Here is a 17,760-nt window from a genome sequence, read left to right on the forward strand (position 1 = left end):
ACTGGCGCTGGCTTGCAACTTGGGAGGGTTGCGGCCTTCGGGCAATAGCTGCTTGGAGAAACAAACATGTCTCGGGGAGGAGACAAATATGAGGGTTGGCTCGCGGTGACTACCGTCGGAGAGAAGCGAACATCAGCTTCTGAAGTCGATTTGACCAGCGCTGATTCGGCACACACGTCAGGGAGTCTAGACACTACCGGGACAAGACGGGCGTGGCAGGCGGCGTATGTACGTCGCCTGTTTTGGACCGACGCAATAATTGTCACGCTGTCTGTCCTATTGGCGCACATCGTCCGGTTTGGCCACGAGAACCTACTGACGATGGATACAGTCAGCACGCTGAACTACACGCTTATTTCTGTAGGGATTGCCGTGGTCAAGCCCCAGAAGGTGGTGTAGGACGGTGATCCCTTCTCCTGTCCTGACTATGCAGCAGGAATCGCGGCAGCAGGTTCCGTAACCACCTCCCCGACACTCTCCGGCGCGGTGCCCACAGCACGACAACGAGCCAGCACCTCGAGCCCGAGATACCGCCGGCCCTCCGCCCATTCATCGGTCTGCTCGGCCAGGACAGCACCGACCAACCGGACGACGGCGTCACGGTTGGGGAAGATCCCCACCGCATCGGTCCGACGCCGGATCTCTCGATTGAGACGCTCGGCAGGATTATTCGACCACACCTGAGTCCACACATCCTTCGGAAATACGCTGAACGACAACAGATCCGGGCGAGCATTACCCAGATGCTCAGCGACCGTCGGGAGCCGGTCCTCGGTGTACTCGACAAGACGATCGAACTGGGCATCGACCGCATCGGCGGTCGGCTGGTCGTAGACCGAGTGCAACATCGCTTTGACCGCCGGCCACATGCTCTTCGGACACACACTTATCAGGTTTGCCGCGTAGTGGGTCCGGCATCGCTGCCACGCAGTACCGGGCAGGTTCGCCGCGATCGCATCGACCAGACCACGGTGTGCATCGGAGGTGACCAACCGGACCCCGCTCAGGCCGCGGGCGACCAGGTCGGCGAAGAAGGTGTTCCATGCCGGACCGGTCTCGCTGGTGGCCACGTGCAGGCCCAGCACTTCGCGGTGCCCGTCGGCGTTGACTCCGGTGGCGACCATCGCGACTGCATTCACGACCTGCTTGTTCTCGCGGACTTTCATCGTCAATGCGTCGGCGGCGACGAACGTGAACGGGCCCGCGTGATCGAGTCGCCGTTGCCGGAACGCGGCGACCTGTTCGTCGAGGTCCTCGGCCATGCGTGAGACCTGGGACTTCGACAGTGCGTTGATACCGAGGGTTTTGACCAGCTTGTCCATCCGGCGGGTGGAGACCCCGGCCAGGTAGCAGTCGGCGACCACGGTGATCAATGCGGCCTCGGCGCGTTTACGGCGTTCGAGAAGCCATTCGGGGAAATACGTGCCGGATCGGAGTTTGGGGACGGCGACGTCGATGGTGCCGACACGGGTGTCGAGCGGACGGTGCCGGTATCCGTTGCGCTGATTGACTCGTTCGGTGGACTGTTGGCCCCATTCGGCGCCGCAGACCGCGTCGGCTTCGGCGGACAGCAGGGCGTTGATCATGGTTTGTAGCAGTTCACGCATCAGATCGGGAGACGCGTCGGTCAGGGCTTGGTGCAATACGCCCGCAGGGTCGACAATGTGGGGTGCGGTCATCGTGATGACTCCGTTCGAGGATTCTGTGGAAGGTTGACTCGAAGGATCACGCGGTGACCGTTTCACGTCCAGCAGCGACACGCTGTCGGTTGTGGTGCTGGTCACCGGGTTACACCACTCTATGGGGCACTACTATTGCCGTTGCTTGGCTGGTAAACCTTCGTCTGTTCCGTACACGGTCGCGTCGGGTAATCGGTGCTGGTTACGACGAGTATCAACGGGTCGTTTCTAGCACACTGAGATTGTTCGGGTTCATTGCAATTGTTGCGCTTGTCTTCCAGCTCGAACTCGCGCGTGGCTACTTGGCGATTGCTTTGCCGGCTGGACTCTTCGGATTGCTAGTCAGCCGGTGGTTGTGGAGAAAGGCTGTGGCGCGGAAGCGTCGGCGTGGAGAGTTCACCACCTCTGTACTCGTAGTCGGGGGTGCGCGTGCAGTTCGGCATCTGGGCGGCACATTCGAGCGCAAATTTGCCGACGGATATCGAGTTGTCGGAGTGTGTGTTCCGGCATATTCAGGATCGGTTGGGGAAGAGATCGATGTAGACGGTCGGTCGGTGCCGATCTTCGGTGACGAGCACTCGATCCTCGAAGCCCTCGGCGCATCGGGTGCCGACACGGTTGCGGTGGCGGCTACCGAGACTCTTGGTCCTGAAGGCATCAAGGATTTGGTCTGGAAGCTTGATCCGCATGGCGTAGATCTGGTGGTCACAACCGGTGTTGTCGATGTGGCGAGCCCGCGGATTGAGATGCGTCCTGTTGCAGGTCTCCCGCTGATCCACGTAGAGAAACCGAGTTATCACGGCGCCAAACGTAGTGGTAAGCGACTCTTCGACGTCGCTTTCTCGGTGGCGGCGTTGCTTGTTCTCCTGCCGCTCTTTGCGGTTGTGGCTGTCGCGATCAAACTGGACAACAAGGGTCCTGTGTTCTACCGGTCAGAACGAATTGGTCTGGACGGTAGGCCGTTCGGGATGATCAAGTTCCGGTCGATGGTCACGAAGGCCGACGCGATGGTCGAGTCGTTGCTGGTGCAGAACGAGGGTGCTGGCCTACTGTTCAAGATGCGTGACGATCCGCGCGTGACCCAGGTGGGTAAGGTGCTGCGCCGGTACAGCATCGACGAGCTGCCGCAGTTCATCAATGTGCTGCGTGGTGAGATGAGCGTCGTCGGCCCGCGTCCGCCGCTGCGTCGTGAGGTGGAGAACTACGACGGTCGCGTCAAGCGCCGCCTACTTGTGCGTCCCGGCGTCACGGGTCTGTGGCAGGTCAGCGGCCGTTCGGATCTGTCGTGGGACGAGTCGGTACGGCTCGATCTGTCGTACGTAGAGAACTGGTCGATGATCTCGGATGTACTGATCATCGGGAAGACCGTCAAGGCTGTCCTTGCGAGTGACGGCGCATACTGAGCGCTTGCAATATCTCCACGACTCAGCACGAGGTCCACGTACTGAAGGCGGTCCCGCCCCGAACAGATCGACGAGTAGCGCTAGGTATCGTTCGTAATCGTGAAGAACTTGAACGAGCCACGAAGTCCGTGGCCACCCGGTTCGTTATCCCAAAGGCAAGCACCACGGCCGGTGACTGTCGAGCAGGCGTTTCGGATGTCGAAGACCGATGTGCGCGCACGGCCGATGTTCCTCCAGGACCCGAGATTTGATCGACCTACACCTACACCGTATTCGTGGCGTCGGCTCTGGCGCAATGCGCCCAAGACCACGCCGGTGTAGTGACTGCGAGACTGGTCAAGCAGCTCCATCCGTTTCGGACCTCGACCATCGCGATCAACGGTGGTGATGTCCGTGACTTCCTCCCAGAGCCCGGTTGCTGAACAGGGGCTTCTGGGTCGTCGTCTCGGGTTCGAAACGGGCATTAAGCGAAATGCCATCACCCAGGATCGAGGAAGTTCTTCCGTAGGCGAGCAAACGACTGCCAGTTACAGCATTGTCTCTAAAATCCCAATGACTCATCGGACTTTATAAATCATTTGGAACAATTCGTACGATTTTCCGTGATCGAAATTGACCGGATCAAACCAGCCGTCGCAACCCCGGCGCGTTGGCACCACCCCACGTGCTCAATGATGACTTCGGTCGGTGGCTTCCAACCAGCGCCTTACGACACCGACTATTGAGCGTGTGAGCAACCGCCTCGCCCGCCTTGGAACTCCCCCGGAAAGTAAGTAATTCTTGGGAAAGTACTGACGCGAGGACATACTGGCGCTCGCAGCGCCGCGCTCCGACGCAGGATCGGGGCCTGGGACGAACACCGGGATACGCGTCTCGACCGTGAACTGCGCGTGGGCCGACTTCTCCTTGCCGCGATCACAGCTCGGCGGGCATACCAGGTGGGGCGACAACCTGGACATTTGCTGTGGTCAACGCAATTTTCGTTGTGATCGCCCGATGTCCGGCCTCCGCAGAACGTTCTCGACCATGTCTTTGTGGCGGCAGCTGTCTTTACGAGGTGAGTGCACGAGTATCGCAACCCAGGTTGTCGTCTCACAACGGTGCTGATTGCTGAACGCTCGACGCCGATCAGAGACCACGGCCTTCCGTGTGCCGGTACTCAGGACTGGTTCGTGGCATGAACTGCAGATGACGCACGGCGTTCCCGAAGCTTCTCGTATTGCTTGCGAGCGGGTACCTCCAGCCAGTAGTACATCGCAATTCCGACGCCTACCGACACAGCAGTTCCAATCGCAACATGCGCTGGCAACGGCAGTCGCTTGGTGTAGTCATCAATGACGATAATTATGCTCAAATGGACTATGTAGATGCTGTAACTGGCGAGTCCGATGATTTGAATGATGCGTATCTGGCAGAACGCTGTAAACAACCGATTCGCGATACTTTGGAAGGCGGTGAACCCATAAAGTATGACAATGCAAGAGGCGACGCTCTGAAACGAGTATCGAATCGTCTGCCGGAACCAGTCGTCGCGAATCAGCAAGCTCACAAGGAAGATTAGACACGCACCGATGAGTGCCCAATCGTTACCGGTGATGCGCTGAAGCCAACCCCGGCGTGCAGTCGAGTTCTGCCATTTAAATAGTGCAATCGCCGCGAGGATGCCCCAAGCGAGACTGTCTGCTCGGGTGTCAGACCCGTAATAGATGCGGTCAGCGACTTGTTCGCTCCCAGGAGACGCGAACAGGAAGCGGAGTGTGGTACTTGCGATGATGGCCACGATCGAGAGCGTGGCAAGCCACGGAATCGCCCGAGAGCTTTTCACGAGCCAAAGCCACAGAACAGCAAATACAATGTAGAATTGCTCTTCGATTGAGAGACTCCACACGACCGGTGATCCAGGAAGGACGTCGGGGTGGTCGAGTTTAAGCCAATTGAAATAGAACAGGATCTGGCCGGCGAAATCGCTCCAATCGATGAGCCCACCGAATGCTGAGTAAATTATCGTTGGTATGACTAGAGCGACCAAGAGCGGAGGGGTCAGTTTTACCGCGCGGCGGATATAAAACCCGCCAATATCGAATTTTCCGGTGTTCTTCCACTCCTTAATTAGAATGGTCGTAATAATGAATCCTGATATGGTAAAGAAGATCGTGACGCCGGACCCACCTGGGATTATGTGGCCGACTCCTGCGTGTGCCACCACCACCAGCAGCACTGCGACTGCTCGCATCGCGTCGATGTGCGTATATCGGCTCGCTGGAGATCCTGAATGTGGGCTCGAACTAGTGTCCTCGGCAGGTCGGGGACCAATGGGCAATCGCCCCTTGTTTCGTCGGAGATCGAACCTCGGATTCACCACTATGTCCTCCCCTGAGTAACCGGCCGTTGATGCCAACGATATTTCGAGCCTGGCGAATTAATTCTGAAAATCTCTATTCCGGGACTGCCAGCAATCCCGTGAGCCCGCGCAGCGACTGGACGGACGTATCTCTGTTTTTGGCACTGGCGAGCATATGGACACGTCCCCATCGATCATGACGTGATCACACCTAGAGCGTCGCGCCTCAGTACCTCAGAAACGGTTCGCCGGACGCTTGCCGGCACAACATCGCTGGACTCAAGGTGTCCGAAGGAGATTCCTACGGCGATTCGCTCGACTTCTGGGATGCCCAGTTGCTTGATAAGGCCCCGCTCCTCGGTGACGGTATTCCCGAACTGCAACAGGCATGCACCGATCCCCTTCCAATGGAGGGCATACACCAATGTCATGGCAAATAGGCCGGCGTTCAGGTAACCCTGATTGCGCTCACCGTAAAATTCGAGGCTTCGAGAGTCGTAGGTAACCACGCCTAGCCGGCAACTGTCGAAATCCACTCCACCGGTTCCATGGAGAGTGTCATATAGCAGTCGCTTTCTCGCTGGATCATCAATCACATGTAAGCGAACCATTTGCCGGTTGCATGCGGATGGAGAGAGCATTGCGAGTTCAACTGCTTCACCAAGGTCATGCTCGCTAACCGATTGACCCGAATAGCGCCTCGTCGAATGTCGAGTCGCGACGAAATCGGCGAAGGGCAAGTCTTTCCAAGAGTCAGGGTCTCGATCGAAAATTGCCTTCACCCCGGCACGGAAATTCGTTGAGTACCCCTCGCATTCGTCACTGAGAAACAGCTCGACTAGGTCGAGGGTAGATTGATTCCGGTCGTCACGCTCTTGATGGAAATCGCGCCAAGATGCGAGCACGGATACACCCATGTTGTAGGCGGTCGATCCACGGGTTTCATCGCTCGAGTTCATCAGCATTTGGGTAAGTGCAGTGGCTTTGGCTGCACCGAACGGGTCAAGCCCCAGAAGGTGGTGTAGGACGGTGATCCCTTCTCCTGTCCTGACTATGCAGCAGGAATCGCGGCAGCAGGTTCCGTAACCACCTCCCCGACACTCTCCGGCGCGGTGCCCACAGCACGACAACGAGCCAGCACCTCGAGCCCGAGATACCGCCGGCCCTCCGCCCATTCATCGGTCTGCTCGGCCAGGACAGCACCGACCAACCGGACGACGGCGTCACGGTTGGGGAAGATCCCCACCGCATCGGTCCGACGCCGGATCTCTCGATTGAGACGCTCGGCAGGATTATTCGACCACACCTGAGTCCACACATCCTTCGGAAATACGCTGAACGACAACAGATCCGGGCGAGCATTACCCAGATGCTCAGCGACCGTCGGGAGCCGGTCCTCGGTGTACTCGACAAGACGATCGAACTGGGCATCGACCGCATCGGCGGTCGGCTGGTCGTAGACCGAGTGCAACATCGCTTTGACCGCCGGCCACATGCTCTTCGGACACACACTTATCAGGTTTGCCGCGTAGTGGGTCCGGCATCGCTGCCACGCAGTACCGGGCAGGTTCGCCGCGATCGCATCGACCAGACCACGGTGTGCATCGGAGGTGACCAACCGGACCCCGCTCAGGCCGCGGGCGACCAGGTCGGCGAAGAAGGTGTTCCATGCCGGACCGGTCTCGCTGGTGGCCACGTGCAGGCCCAGCACTTCGCGGTGCCCGTCGGCGTTGACTCCGGTGGCGACCATCGCGACTGCATTCACGACCTGCTTGTTCTCGCGGACTTTCATCGTCAATGCGTCGGCGGCGACGAACGTGAACGGGCCCGCGTGATCGAGTCGCCGTTGCCGGAACGCGGCGACCTGTTCGTCGAGGTCCTCGGCCATGCGTGAGACCTGGGACTTCGACAGTGCGTTGATACCGAGGGTTTTGACCAGCTTGTCCATCCGGCGGGTGGAGACCCCGGCCAGGTAGCAGTCGGCGACCACGGTGATCAATGCGGCCTCGGCGCGTTTACGGCGTTCGAGAAGCCATTCGGGGAAATACGTGCCGGATCGGAGTTTGGGGACGGCGACGTCGATGGTGCCGACACGGGTGTCGAGCGGACGGTGCCGGTATCCGTTGCGCTGATTGACTCGTTCGGTGGACTGTTGGCCCCATTCGGCGCCGCAGACCGCGTCGGCTTCGGCGGACAGCAGGGCGTTGATCATGGTTTGTAGCAGTTCACGCATCAGATCGGGAGACGCGTCGGTCAGGGCTTGGTGCAATACGCCCGCAGGGTCGACAATGTGGGGTGCGGTCATCGTGATGACTCCGTTCGAGGATTCTGTGGAAGGTTGACTCGAAGGATCACGCGGTGACCGTTTCACGTCCAGCAGCGACACGCTGTCGGTTGTGGTGCTGGTCACCGGGTTACACCACTCTATGGGGCACTACTACCGAACGAGCGTGGCGAACGATGCGCCATACCTTTCTCGAGCGAATGCACACGCAGCATGATTCGGTACTGCTCATGGCTTGATGCCCTGCCTCCATCCAGCAAATGGCTGGACATAAACCAGGCATCGTACATGTACTCGCGGTGAATTTTAATCCGCTTCACAAAACGACGGAGTGGGTCTACCGACTTCAGGTTACTCTTAAGGCTCACGATGGACTACGCTCCTTGCGGTCTTGGCCAAGAATGGATCACAAATGAGTATGTAGAGAATAAGCGCGACCCACAGAACAATCTTAACGGACAGTAGCGGCCAGAAATCTACTCCCCACCAATCCACGGAATCGCCAATCATGACTATCGCAACTATTGCCAAACCACCCGATTGGGCCTTGAGCACCCGCGACCATGGGATACCAGCGAAATCTAAGCGCGCGGACAGTTTGACCGCCATGGCGCTCATGGTTAGGCGCTGTACTAATTGTGCAATAGCAACGCCAGTTAGCCCCCAATACCAAGCCCCTACAATCGCTAGAGGTATAGAAATTGCACTCGATGTGCCTGAAATCAACAGCACGGAATTGGTGCCCTTGCGATGATAAAGCAAGGCCGACAATGAGGGGTAATAAACAGATTTAACCATCATGCTTAGCGCCAGCAAAGGGATTATGGTCGCTGCCGAATGAAAATCCTGCGGTGTCAATATAAGCAACAGTTCATCTGCGAATAGTGCAACTGAAGCCGCGATGACAACCGATGCGCTGACGAACGACGCGATTACATTCCGTACTTGAACTCTCCAGCCGGTTGGTTTGTTGTCGACTTGGACGAAGTACCAAGACAAGAAGGACCGATGGAATGCCGTCTGTACCGCGTCGATAAAATTAACCGCATACATCGCGATATTGAACAATCCGGCGGCGGCGACACTAACAATATTCGAGATGATGACACGAGTCGCAAGGGAAGTGGCCTGCAGTGTGAGCGTATGAGGGAGCATCGGAAGTGCATAACTGAGTAATCGGGCGACATCGTCCCGATTGAATTTCGCCCAAAGCATTCCGAGTCTGAATGCTCGCCATGTACCGTATAGCGCGAACGTTGCATTGACGATTACGGCGGACGTTGCGACACCAAGCAGTCCGGCTTCCATGGGGCCTAACAAGATAACCGTGAGTAGTCCATTAGAAGCAAAAAGTGCAAGCGAGTATGTTCCGAACGAACGAGCCATCGAACGTGCTTGGAGTAATGCTAGGTATACCGTTGTTAGTGGTTGAAATAGGATTGAGGACAGCGCAATCAGGATTACCGGATAGAAATCGAATCCAGGAAATATTAATGGCGAGTAGAGTGGTCCTGTTGCGACCAGAACTACCGTCAAGAGGAACGAAGAAGCTATTACGATTGCGTACGTCGCTGTGAAATTCTCGGCCTGCCTATCGCCGTGGTTATGGGCGGTCTCGTTCGTGCCCGATAATGAAGGGTGAGAGTATCGGACCACGGCGAATTCCAAGCCGAGTGCAGCGACTGCCCCGCCGAGCATTAGAAGGGTAACGATGATATTGAAATACCCGTACTCCTCCGGTGTCAGGAGACGCGTATAGATCGGTAGGAGTATGAGCGAAGACAGCTTCTGGACAATTGACGCGACTGCGTAGATTGCCGATTTTCGTGCGACGCCGGCAGACTCAACGGACACTGGCTAGGCCCTCGCTGATTGCGCTCCTGATCCGTTCGAGAGCCGCTAGACCATGTTCCCTCTCACGTTCGATGGCCGCATCGGCCGTCCATGCCGGGGGCGCGGTCAACATTCGATCTACGGTCTCGATGAGAGAGGAGGTAGTTCCGCTGGGGTTCCCGGAAAGGTCAGCGTAGTGGTCGTTGAGCCCAAGTTTGGTGAGCAAGTTCTTGATCTTGCTCTCGTACTGTGAATACAGCGCTTCGCTGTCGAAACTGACGAACGGTGCCTTATTGAGAACACTCATGCACGTTCCGTGGAAGTAGTCCGTCACGACGCAGTCGTACTCGCCGAAACACCCAACGTATTCTCCGGGAGTCAGATGAAGAAACTTGGCGTCGGAATACCGGACGAACACGGTGTCGATATCTGCCACATTATGAAACCGTGATATCAGTTCGTCCCCCACCTGTCTATCTCGGACCATCATCAAGATCCTCTTGCGGCCTTCCCTAGGATTATCGGAGGGAGTTCGAATAAACTCGGGCAATCCATGGATTATTGTTGGATCGACGATTTCGTCGATTGGAGTTGGCCGATCGAGGATGTTTTCGATGAACGATCGGGTGTTTGAGTCTCTGACTGAGATGTACGCGTAGGAATCAAGCGAGGCCCGTAGTATCTCGCGTGTTTCCCTAGACAACTTCGATATGTCAAGCCGATTCGCTGATGTTGCGAAACTAGCTCGAACCTTACCGGTGGTAGGTGGAACGTAATATATGCTCTTGTCTCCGACGAATGCAAGGTTCCATATTTCATCCGAACCCGTAATGAATCCAGAGTATCGAGAGTTCAGGTAGTTAATTGCGGACTGTCGACTGCTGATATCGACCCAGCGTTTGCCGTCCCGGGTATCCGTGAAGGGGCGGATGAAACTGCGCATTTCTGCGAAATTTCGCAGGCGGGTCATTCCTGAACTAGGATTCTTAGGGTTGGCTAGCGAGAGGACGCGCCGACGCCTTACCTGATGGACGTCGGTGGGAATCAGCGAGTATAGGTCTCTGCTCGGGGCAGAGTTTAGGAGCTGGTGAGTCGCATATGCCTGGAGCACAGTTCCATAGTTTTCGGACTGTGTCAGGGTAAGGATTCCCACCCGCGACGGTCGAATACTCATCTATCGTCCCCTAATTGTATTTGACTCTCGCGAATTCTGTTCGGTCGCGTGGGTATCGCCAGAAGTATTGGACCTGCCGTCCTCGAGTTCGCGATTTGATTTAAGCATCTCGAACAAGGCAATCGCGGTGAAGAGTACGAGCCAAAAGCTCACATGGGTAATTAATCTGGAAGTGGCTAGCACGAAAAAGGTATATGCCATGAGAACGAAAGCGGGACGGGAGAGCCGGCAAACATATGCGAGCGCTCCCATGTAGATTGCAATTCCCAGGACTCCGACTTCCATGTAAACCCGGAGCGTGTCATTATGTAAGAGACTGTTCCAGGTGGTTCCGTTCAATCGCAATGCTAGGTCGCTGAGACAAGTATTCAGCGAGCCGAACGCGTGCGAGGTGTCGGCGCAATGTGTGGCGAGTTGGTAGATCTGGACGCGCCCGCTCGTGAAGTCGTTTAGATCTGTCCCGAATGTTTCGCTGAAAAACCGTGAGAAGCTCTGTGAGTATGCAGCAATGACGATGAACGGGCTAGCGACCCCAACGAGAAATAGTGCGATCACAGATGCGCGCTTTGGTGGGGATGGCGCGCGAAGTTGGCGTCCAAACAGTATGAAGAGTGGGGCTGATATAAACGCCGCACGCTTGAGAGCCAACATTGTGAAGAATGCAGTCACGCCCGTGCGAACCTTGCTCTGCCGTACAACAAAGTACATCACCAGTACGAGCATGTCGTGGGCGAAGGATGACTCGAATGGCGAAACTGAATCAGACCAACTTATTGAGCGTATAGCCTCGATCGAGTATTCGTTGGATATTGCGAAGTAGAGCAAATACCGAGCGAGATAAATCGTCATATAAAGGTCAGCGACGCGCTCAGTTGATGTATTGGCGATGCATAGCGCAATGATTGCCGGTATGACGATCAATGCGGATGCGCTGAAACTTGTATATGAGAAATCGCCGTTCGCAGCGAGTTCCTGCCCAATCGAGATAAGGAGGAGTGCGAAGGATGCAATTAGCAATGCCCCGGCGGAACGGCCGAATATGAGAGGAGTTCCTGGCCTGGCTCTGAGTAGAATTACAATGACACGTAGCGTGGCGAATATAAAGAAGATGGACAAAGATGCGTAGAAGATTGAGGAGGGAAAAAGCTCGGCCATGTATAGCGAGTACGAGAAGGCGTAGATGGTAAAAAGACCGAGTTGGAGATAATCGATCGGGAGCATCCGATTTCGGATCTCTTCGCTCGGAGTGTCAGAGGCACTCAGCTGCTGCGTCATATCCGGTCGCCCGCCGTTGCGATATCACGAACATATTTCCAGGACTCGGCGGCTTGGGATCTGAGTTTGCCAGATACCGGCTCGGGATCGTAGTGGGGATCGGCTGGCAAGTCCTGATCTACTGACGTCGCTAGGTGCGAGAGTCCGACCGAAGCTAGTAGGTCGATGTTGCGGGTGTAATTCCTTTCCGGTAGAAGTGCGTAAATCGGCTTACCATATAAGAGCGAGAACGCGGTCCCATGGAACGAATCCGTGACGACTACTGCCGCGTCGCGGAAGAGAGAAACAAACTTCTCTGGTGTTACAAGGTAGTCGAATGCACGGCTGGTAAGAAATATTTTGGCATCGGGGGTCACACGGCGAACTGGCAGTCCGTGGCGTTCAGATATGAGCTTGAGCCGCTGGTTGAAATCCGGTGTATTGTGGAGCTGATATACCAAGATGTACTTGGACCTGGCCTGCGGTTGGGCTGCAGAGAATTCTGTCCAGTAGTCCTGATTGTGGAGTAATACTGGGTCGATGTCAACGCGAGATTCGATTCCAATCGAGGTGAGCGAAGATTGGGCGGAAGGCTCTCTAACAGATACCTTTCGGTAATCCCCGAGCCAGTGCACTACCCTTTCAGAATCGGTAGCTGACGGCGATCCGGATCCGAAACTTGCGGCGTAACTGAACTTCTTTTCGCTTGGCTGGCCGGAAAGGAAATAGACTGGGTCTAACTGTCCGTGTACGGAATTCCAAATCTGATCGCTGCCGGCAACCACAACATCGATTTCCTTTATCGCGTCAGTTATGGAGTCAGCATCCGCGCAAGTTTCGGTGAGAGAAAGATGCGTACGCTGAAAGCCGCGAAATCGAACGCTCATGCCTGCCATATTTGGGGTTTGAATTGCAAGGTACGCGGCCCGCTTGATTGGGGAGTCTCTCATGCGAGACTCTCTGAGTCTGGATGACGCCAACCGCATCGGGTGATCTGTCATAGGGTAGTAGTCAATCACGTTACACTGGGGGCCAAACGAGGAAATTGCGCTTTGAAGCGCATGGGCCTGCAGGAGCGATCCATAATTCGGGTAGACGTGGCGAGTAAGAATTCCGACTGTTTTCATATTTCCTCCGTCGACCGTTGCGTGCCGATAGTATTTGTCGGCAGAGGGGTTTTCACGTCGAGGCCCGAACTATTCCTCAGATTGTGCAGGGCACTTGGGTTTTCGCCGGAAATTGCAGCGTGATAGGCGCAGTCCAGCTGGTTGGAGACCACTTGAGTGGAGAACCGGTCGCGGCTCCAGGAGATTAGTAGGGTTGGATCGGTGGCCGGAATGGCAGCAAGATCGATCATGGCCTGTGCAATAGATGAGACGACGACATCTTCGGACTCGTCGTGCACATTGACGAGTCTGATCCCCGGTGCATCCGCGAATACTTGCCACTCACCGACCTTGGTATAGACGGTTGGAGTGCCTTGAGCGTGTGACTCGATCAGAACCATTGGCAAGACTTCGGCGCGACTAGGGAGAACTGTGGCTGTTGCCTTCGAGTACTCCTCGAGGAGTGCCTTCCGATCGAGGTTTCCGAGGTAGTCGACTCCCTGTTGTGGTCTAACCTCGTAGTTTTTGGCTAGTGGGCCAGCTATGCGAAGACGTGCTTCCGGATATTCCTGAAGCACGGTGTCCCAGGCTCTGATCAGCCGATCGTGTCCTTTGCGCTGACCGACCTCACCTGCATAGACAAATGTCGGCTGGTCACGTCGTGGTGGGGCTGGTGGGATGGAGCTCGGAAAAGCGGTGTAGTGGATCGGGTTTCCGACTATCCGAAGTGGAACATTGGGGGCGATTCGTGCCACGATGTTGGCCTGGTTCTCACCGAGACAGAGAACGATCGTTGTGGAATTGAAGATTGCACGACTGAGTCGCGGATATTTTGCGACATGCTGTGTGAGATTCGCTCCGTGGAGGGTTGCAACAGCGGGACGTCTCAAGGTTCGAGCGAGCAAGATCAACGCGCCCTCGCGCAGGAAGCTCCCGTACTCACTCAAGTGGACATGCGCGATGCTCCAGCGACGTCGGCTGGTGAACATCGTGAAAGCCGCGCGAATGGCCCGTGGGAACGATGCGAGTTTGCCGTTTGGCACCCACGAGTGGCAGGAGCGCTGTTCGAAGCGGCCTGACTCGAATTTGAGCGTTTCCTCAATGACTGTAGCGATACCGCCGTTACTGCCCGGTTCAGGCCCAATCTGGAGAACCACCGGGCGTGCCTGAAGCGGATTACCAGCAATGAGCGTGTGGGACTCGTTCATGCCCTGACCTTGCCGTTTTCCGCCATAGTTGGGAGAAGTGCGCCCGCATCCCGCGCATATCGCGGTAGAAGGCGTCGGGGCTCGCTAATGATCCGGTGGACCCATTCCAACTTGGCGTGCCGCATCCACTCTGGTGAACGTTTGTACTTACCTGCACTGAAGTTGATTGCCATCCCTAGGCACAATATGTGACCGGAGCCGGCGAGCTGTCTGACTTCATGCGCGAACCGCTCCTGTTTTGGCGCGCCGAGCCCAAGCACGATGACGCCGCCTTGCCCGTTCGCCGCGACCCGTGAAGCCAACGCTTGCCGAGAATCAGTACTTTCGACCTCCGAGCGAGGCGCGGGCTCAACGAATACGGTCCAGTTAACCTGGCGTGCTCGATCGGCGACAGTCGCCAATGCGGTGACATCCTCGCCTCCGACAAGGACAAGAGCACGACCGCCACCATCTGTTGCGAGCACTTGTTCGAGAAGGTCCGAGCCGGCGATCCGCTCGACGTCGGATCCAGCCACGCGCGACAACATCCAGGCGACGGGCCAACCGTCAGGAAGAAGGAGGTCCGCTGACTGATACAAGGGCAGCAGCGATGCGTCTCGTCGCAATAGATGGATGTGGTGGAGGTTCGGCGTGATCACGGTTCGCCAGGTGGCGGGTGCACTCTCGAAGATCTGCTGTGTGACCTCGTGCATGGTCAAGACATCAAAGCGAACCTGGGTGCCTCGAATGCGCAGGGGTACTGATTGGGGCGCGCTCCGCAGCATGGTCGTCCTTTCATCATGTGTTGCGTTGAAGTCGAACGCTTTGAGGTTGATTGCCGCTCATGCGGGTTGCCTCGGGCACATTGTTTAGCGCTGTCCGACTGGCAGGACTCAACGACAGGGCCGAGGCGTCCATGGCTGCATGGGCAGTGGCTGATCGTGAATCTCGAGAGTGGTCAAGTGACGGTCGAGGTCTTGAGGAGAAGGAAGATAAGCGACGAATTCTGCAGTATGCCGAGCGGCACTACCGATGCCGGCTTCGTGGTGCCGTGATCCCTTAAGCGTTGTCCTCATTCTGACTCCTCCCCGAGCCCAGGTGGTGAGGCCCCGGACTGCTGCATTCGCCATGTCGGCGATCACTACAGTGCCGGACAGTGCACGTGTACCTCCCCGTACCGTGCATGCCTCGACCAGTGCTTAACCTCGGTCGTAAGCACACCAATGAACATTCTGAGGTACGGCAGGTTCCGCCGCATCCTGATGTTGCAATGTTGGAGACCTTCGAGTAGAACTTGATCTTCCCTATGGGCCTGACTACCGATAGGTAACATTGAACAAGGTGCAGTTCAGGCTATTTCGGTGGAAGTAGCCTGTAGCGCCCGGCATGACCCGCAATGTTTAACGTCGGTGGGGAACATCACAGTCATTGAGCGAGCGTGCTTGGTTGAGACATCCGGTCTATGTAGGAAGTCTGCTGCTCTATCCGCACACCGGGACCGAGATTGCGATCGCAGGCTCGTCCGCGAGGGGTTGGACAGGCACTCGTGCTGCTCCACTGTTTATTGGCTCGGTTAGTTCGTATACGATTTCGACTGTCTCGCCCTGCGGAATGGGGACCTGCGCGTTGAACATTGGATGGCCCAGTTCCTTGCTGTTGAACACGAAGCCCGACCTGCCGTTTATCGTTGACTTTTTGAGCTCGGCGCCCTGAGTTGCCACGAGCGCGACGTCAGCAAGGTTCGTACCCGCTGGTGCGCCGATCGGATTGTCGAACATCCCCGCAACATAGTTGGTGTGGTCGCCGGCAGGGAGGTTGTTCGTAAGGCGAACTGTGACTGTCGAATTGCGTGTATCACCTTCGCAGGAGCCCGCGGTGTACTCGATCTCTCGTTCTAGGTAGTAGTCGAGCTTGTTGCCACCGAGGTTGTTGATCACCACGCCTGCATACGGTGCGGGGTCATCCGGAACAACGTGACCCAGTGCTGTGCCGGCAAGTATTTCCTGCTCTTCGGGGACTGAGCTCCATACTGAAAGCCGGCCCTCGCTCGCGGCCCGCCCGAGCGCTTCGAGAAGTGCCTGGGGTTGGGAGATGCTGCCGGTGAGTTTTTCCACCACGGTCTTGGCGACCAACTCGAGGTAGGCCTTGCGTGCCGCCTGATCATCGCCAAACCGGGAATATGCGGTCGATTCAGTCAATTCGACCACGTTGTCGGCGGTGATCTTCTCGCCGGTCGGCAGCGTAACGTCGCCGACGACCTCGAGCACGTAGCTCAACGCCACAGGGTCGGTCGCGATCGCGCCATCCACGCGCTCGCCGGTCTCCTGCTGCCACATCGACTGCCAGATCTGGCCGGCGTAGGGGAAGTGTGAACTGACGTTGCTGTTGCGGAAATCCTGGGTGGCACGGCTGTGGCCATATGCCTGTTTGAAGTCCGGCCCGAGATCGATGGGGTCGTATTCGAACGTGAGCTCTCGATTGCTGGCGACATCGTCGATGCTCACGGCGCCGTCGTTCGCCTGGGCCACCGCGAACCCGCCCAACAGTCCGCCCGTCCCGCGCGCTTCGGCGTTGGTCTGGAACCCGATGAAGTAGCTGCGCGGCCCATCCGCACCCAGCATCGCGGGTGCAATCTGCGCTGCGGTCGACGTATTGTTCAGCAGGCCAGACAATTCGGACACCTGGTCTTGAAGGTCCAGGCGTGCGTCGTCGATCAGTCCGAGATATGTGCTGTCGACTGCCTGCGCCTGCGCGTCGAGATCTGTGATCGCGGCGGACGTGGTTTCGAGCACCGGCGCGGCATCGCGAAGGGCTGCAAGATTGATGCGCGCACCGTCGAGAATCAACTGATCGGGAGACACTGCACTGCCTGCGTCGACCGCAGGAAGCAATACATCTGCTGTGAGACCGCTCACAATCGTGGTCATTTGTCGTGTCGTGTCAAAAGGGCTGCCCAACCATGGAACGGCACCGGCTGCGCGCCACGGGAACGAATCAACCGAACCCTGTGCCTCCTGCGCGTAACGGTCGGCGTCGCCGGCCGCGCGGGTTGCCTCTTCGGTATCACCCGACAGCAGGGCGTCTTTCGCCTGCATTGCGAAATCCTGAGCTTTCTCTAGGCTCGATTTCGCCTGTAGGCCTTCGTATCCAAGCCATCCGAAGAATCCGACCACCACGAGAACGCCGACACCGCTGCCGATCTGCACGCGCCTCCGCTTCTTGCGGCGTGCTGCGATTTCCTCGTCCGACAGGCGTCGACGTACCTTGCGTCGACGCGGACCTGGCGAATCTGACTCACCGGTAACATTGTTCACGCGGCCTGTTCCCCCTTCGTGTTTCTCCGCCGGAACGATAACCGACATCGAGTTGGCCGTCCGTTCAAGTGGTGAGCTTTGCTGACCCTGGATACACTTTGTGCGTTCGATCGTGGCAACGGTGTTGGGAGGCATCAGTCGCGGTTCGTCGGGGCGGATGACAACGCAGCTATCGCGCCCCAGGT

Annotated in this window: 12 protein-coding genes and 1 pseudogene; 2 read left to right on the forward strand and 11 right to left on the reverse strand. The window is 57.0% G+C overall.

The features are described 5' to 3' along the window. Window positions 1-425: 425 nt before the first annotated feature. Window positions 426-1,679, reverse strand: coding sequence for an IS256 family transposase (locus tag ACZ46K_RS10795; RefSeq protein ID WP_054811053.1), 1,254 nt, complete (start codon window positions 1,677-1,679; stop codon window positions 426-428). 89 nt (window positions 1,680-1,768) lie between these two features. Here ACZ46K_RS10795 and ACZ46K_RS10800 point away from each other — a divergent pair, with 89 nt between their 5' ends. Beyond that, on the forward strand, window positions 1,769-3,082 hold the full coding sequence (locus ACZ46K_RS10800) for a sugar transferase (protein WP_464749283.1): 1,314 nt from the start codon (window positions 1,769-1,771) through the stop codon (window positions 3,080-3,082). 177 nt (window positions 3,083-3,259) lie between these two features. Further along, window positions 3,260-3,544, forward strand: a pseudogene (locus ACZ46K_RS10805) (IS1634 family transposase); the annotation flags it as partial. Between the two features lie 697 nt (window positions 3,545-4,241). On the opposite strand, the gene ACZ46K_RS10810 reads toward ACZ46K_RS10805, so the two are convergent. The 10 genes from ACZ46K_RS10810 to ACZ46K_RS10855 all read right to left on the reverse strand — a co-directional run bounded on the left by ACZ46K_RS10810 (window position 4,242) and on the right by ACZ46K_RS10855 (window position 17,575). Beyond that, the gene (locus tag ACZ46K_RS10810) at window positions 4,242-5,315 is read right to left on the reverse strand and encodes an acyltransferase family protein (RefSeq protein ID WP_464748165.1); all 1,074 of its coding nucleotides are present in this window, start codon (window positions 5,313-5,315) and stop codon (window positions 4,242-4,244) included. 302 nt (window positions 5,316-5,617) lie between these two features. Continuing rightward, window positions 5,618-6,382 carry a nitroreductase family protein gene (locus ACZ46K_RS10815; RefSeq protein ID WP_464748167.1) on the reverse strand — a complete coding sequence of 255 codons (765 nt, stop codon included), beginning with the start codon at window positions 6,380-6,382 and terminating at the stop codon, window positions 5,618-5,620. Between the two features lie 92 nt (window positions 6,383-6,474). Further along, window positions 6,475-7,728, reverse strand: a complete 1,254-nt coding sequence (locus ACZ46K_RS10820; protein ID WP_054811053.1) for an IS256 family transposase — start codon at window positions 7,726-7,728, stop codon at window positions 6,475-6,477. A gap of 336 nt (window positions 7,729-8,064) precedes the next feature. Beyond that, a complete protein-coding gene (locus ACZ46K_RS10825; RefSeq protein WP_054805370.1) occupies window positions 8,065-9,561 on the reverse strand; it encodes an oligosaccharide flippase family protein in 1,497 nt (498 codons plus the stop codon). Beyond that, window positions 9,551-10,714: a polysaccharide pyruvyl transferase family protein gene (locus tag ACZ46K_RS10830; protein ID WP_464748168.1), complete on the reverse strand. Its 1,164-nt coding sequence runs from the start codon at window positions 10,712-10,714 to the stop codon at window positions 9,551-9,553. The genes ACZ46K_RS10825 and ACZ46K_RS10830 overlap by 11 nt, the downstream gene beginning before the upstream one ends. Continuing rightward, window positions 10,715-11,989 carry a hypothetical protein gene (locus ACZ46K_RS10835; protein WP_464748170.1) on the reverse strand — a complete coding sequence of 425 codons (1,275 nt, stop codon included), beginning with the start codon at window positions 11,987-11,989 and terminating at the stop codon, window positions 10,715-10,717. Next, on the reverse strand, window positions 11,986-13,095 hold the full coding sequence (locus ACZ46K_RS10840; RefSeq protein ID WP_464748172.1) for a polysaccharide pyruvyl transferase family protein: 1,110 nt from the start codon (window positions 13,093-13,095) through the stop codon (window positions 11,986-11,988). The genes ACZ46K_RS10835 and ACZ46K_RS10840 overlap by 4 nt, the downstream gene beginning before the upstream one ends. Continuing rightward, window positions 13,092-14,282: a glycosyltransferase family 4 protein gene (locus ACZ46K_RS10845; protein ID WP_464748174.1), complete on the reverse strand. Its 1,191-nt coding sequence runs from the start codon at window positions 14,280-14,282 to the stop codon at window positions 13,092-13,094. The genes ACZ46K_RS10840 and ACZ46K_RS10845 overlap by 4 nt, the downstream gene beginning before the upstream one ends. Continuing rightward, on the reverse strand, window positions 14,279-14,974 hold the full coding sequence (locus ACZ46K_RS10850; protein WP_464749284.1) for a WecB/TagA/CpsF family glycosyltransferase: 696 nt from the start codon (window positions 14,972-14,974) through the stop codon (window positions 14,279-14,281). The genes ACZ46K_RS10845 and ACZ46K_RS10850 overlap by 4 nt, the downstream gene beginning before the upstream one ends. Window positions 14,975-15,742: 768 nt before the next feature. Further along, entirely contained in the window at window positions 15,743-17,575 is a 1,833-nt protein-coding gene (locus tag ACZ46K_RS10855; protein ID WP_464748176.1) for a DUF4012 domain-containing protein, read from the reverse strand. Window positions 17,576-17,760: the final 185 nt, after the last annotated feature.

It is taken from the genome of Rhodococcus sp. JCM 9793 (genome assembly GCF_055380405.1).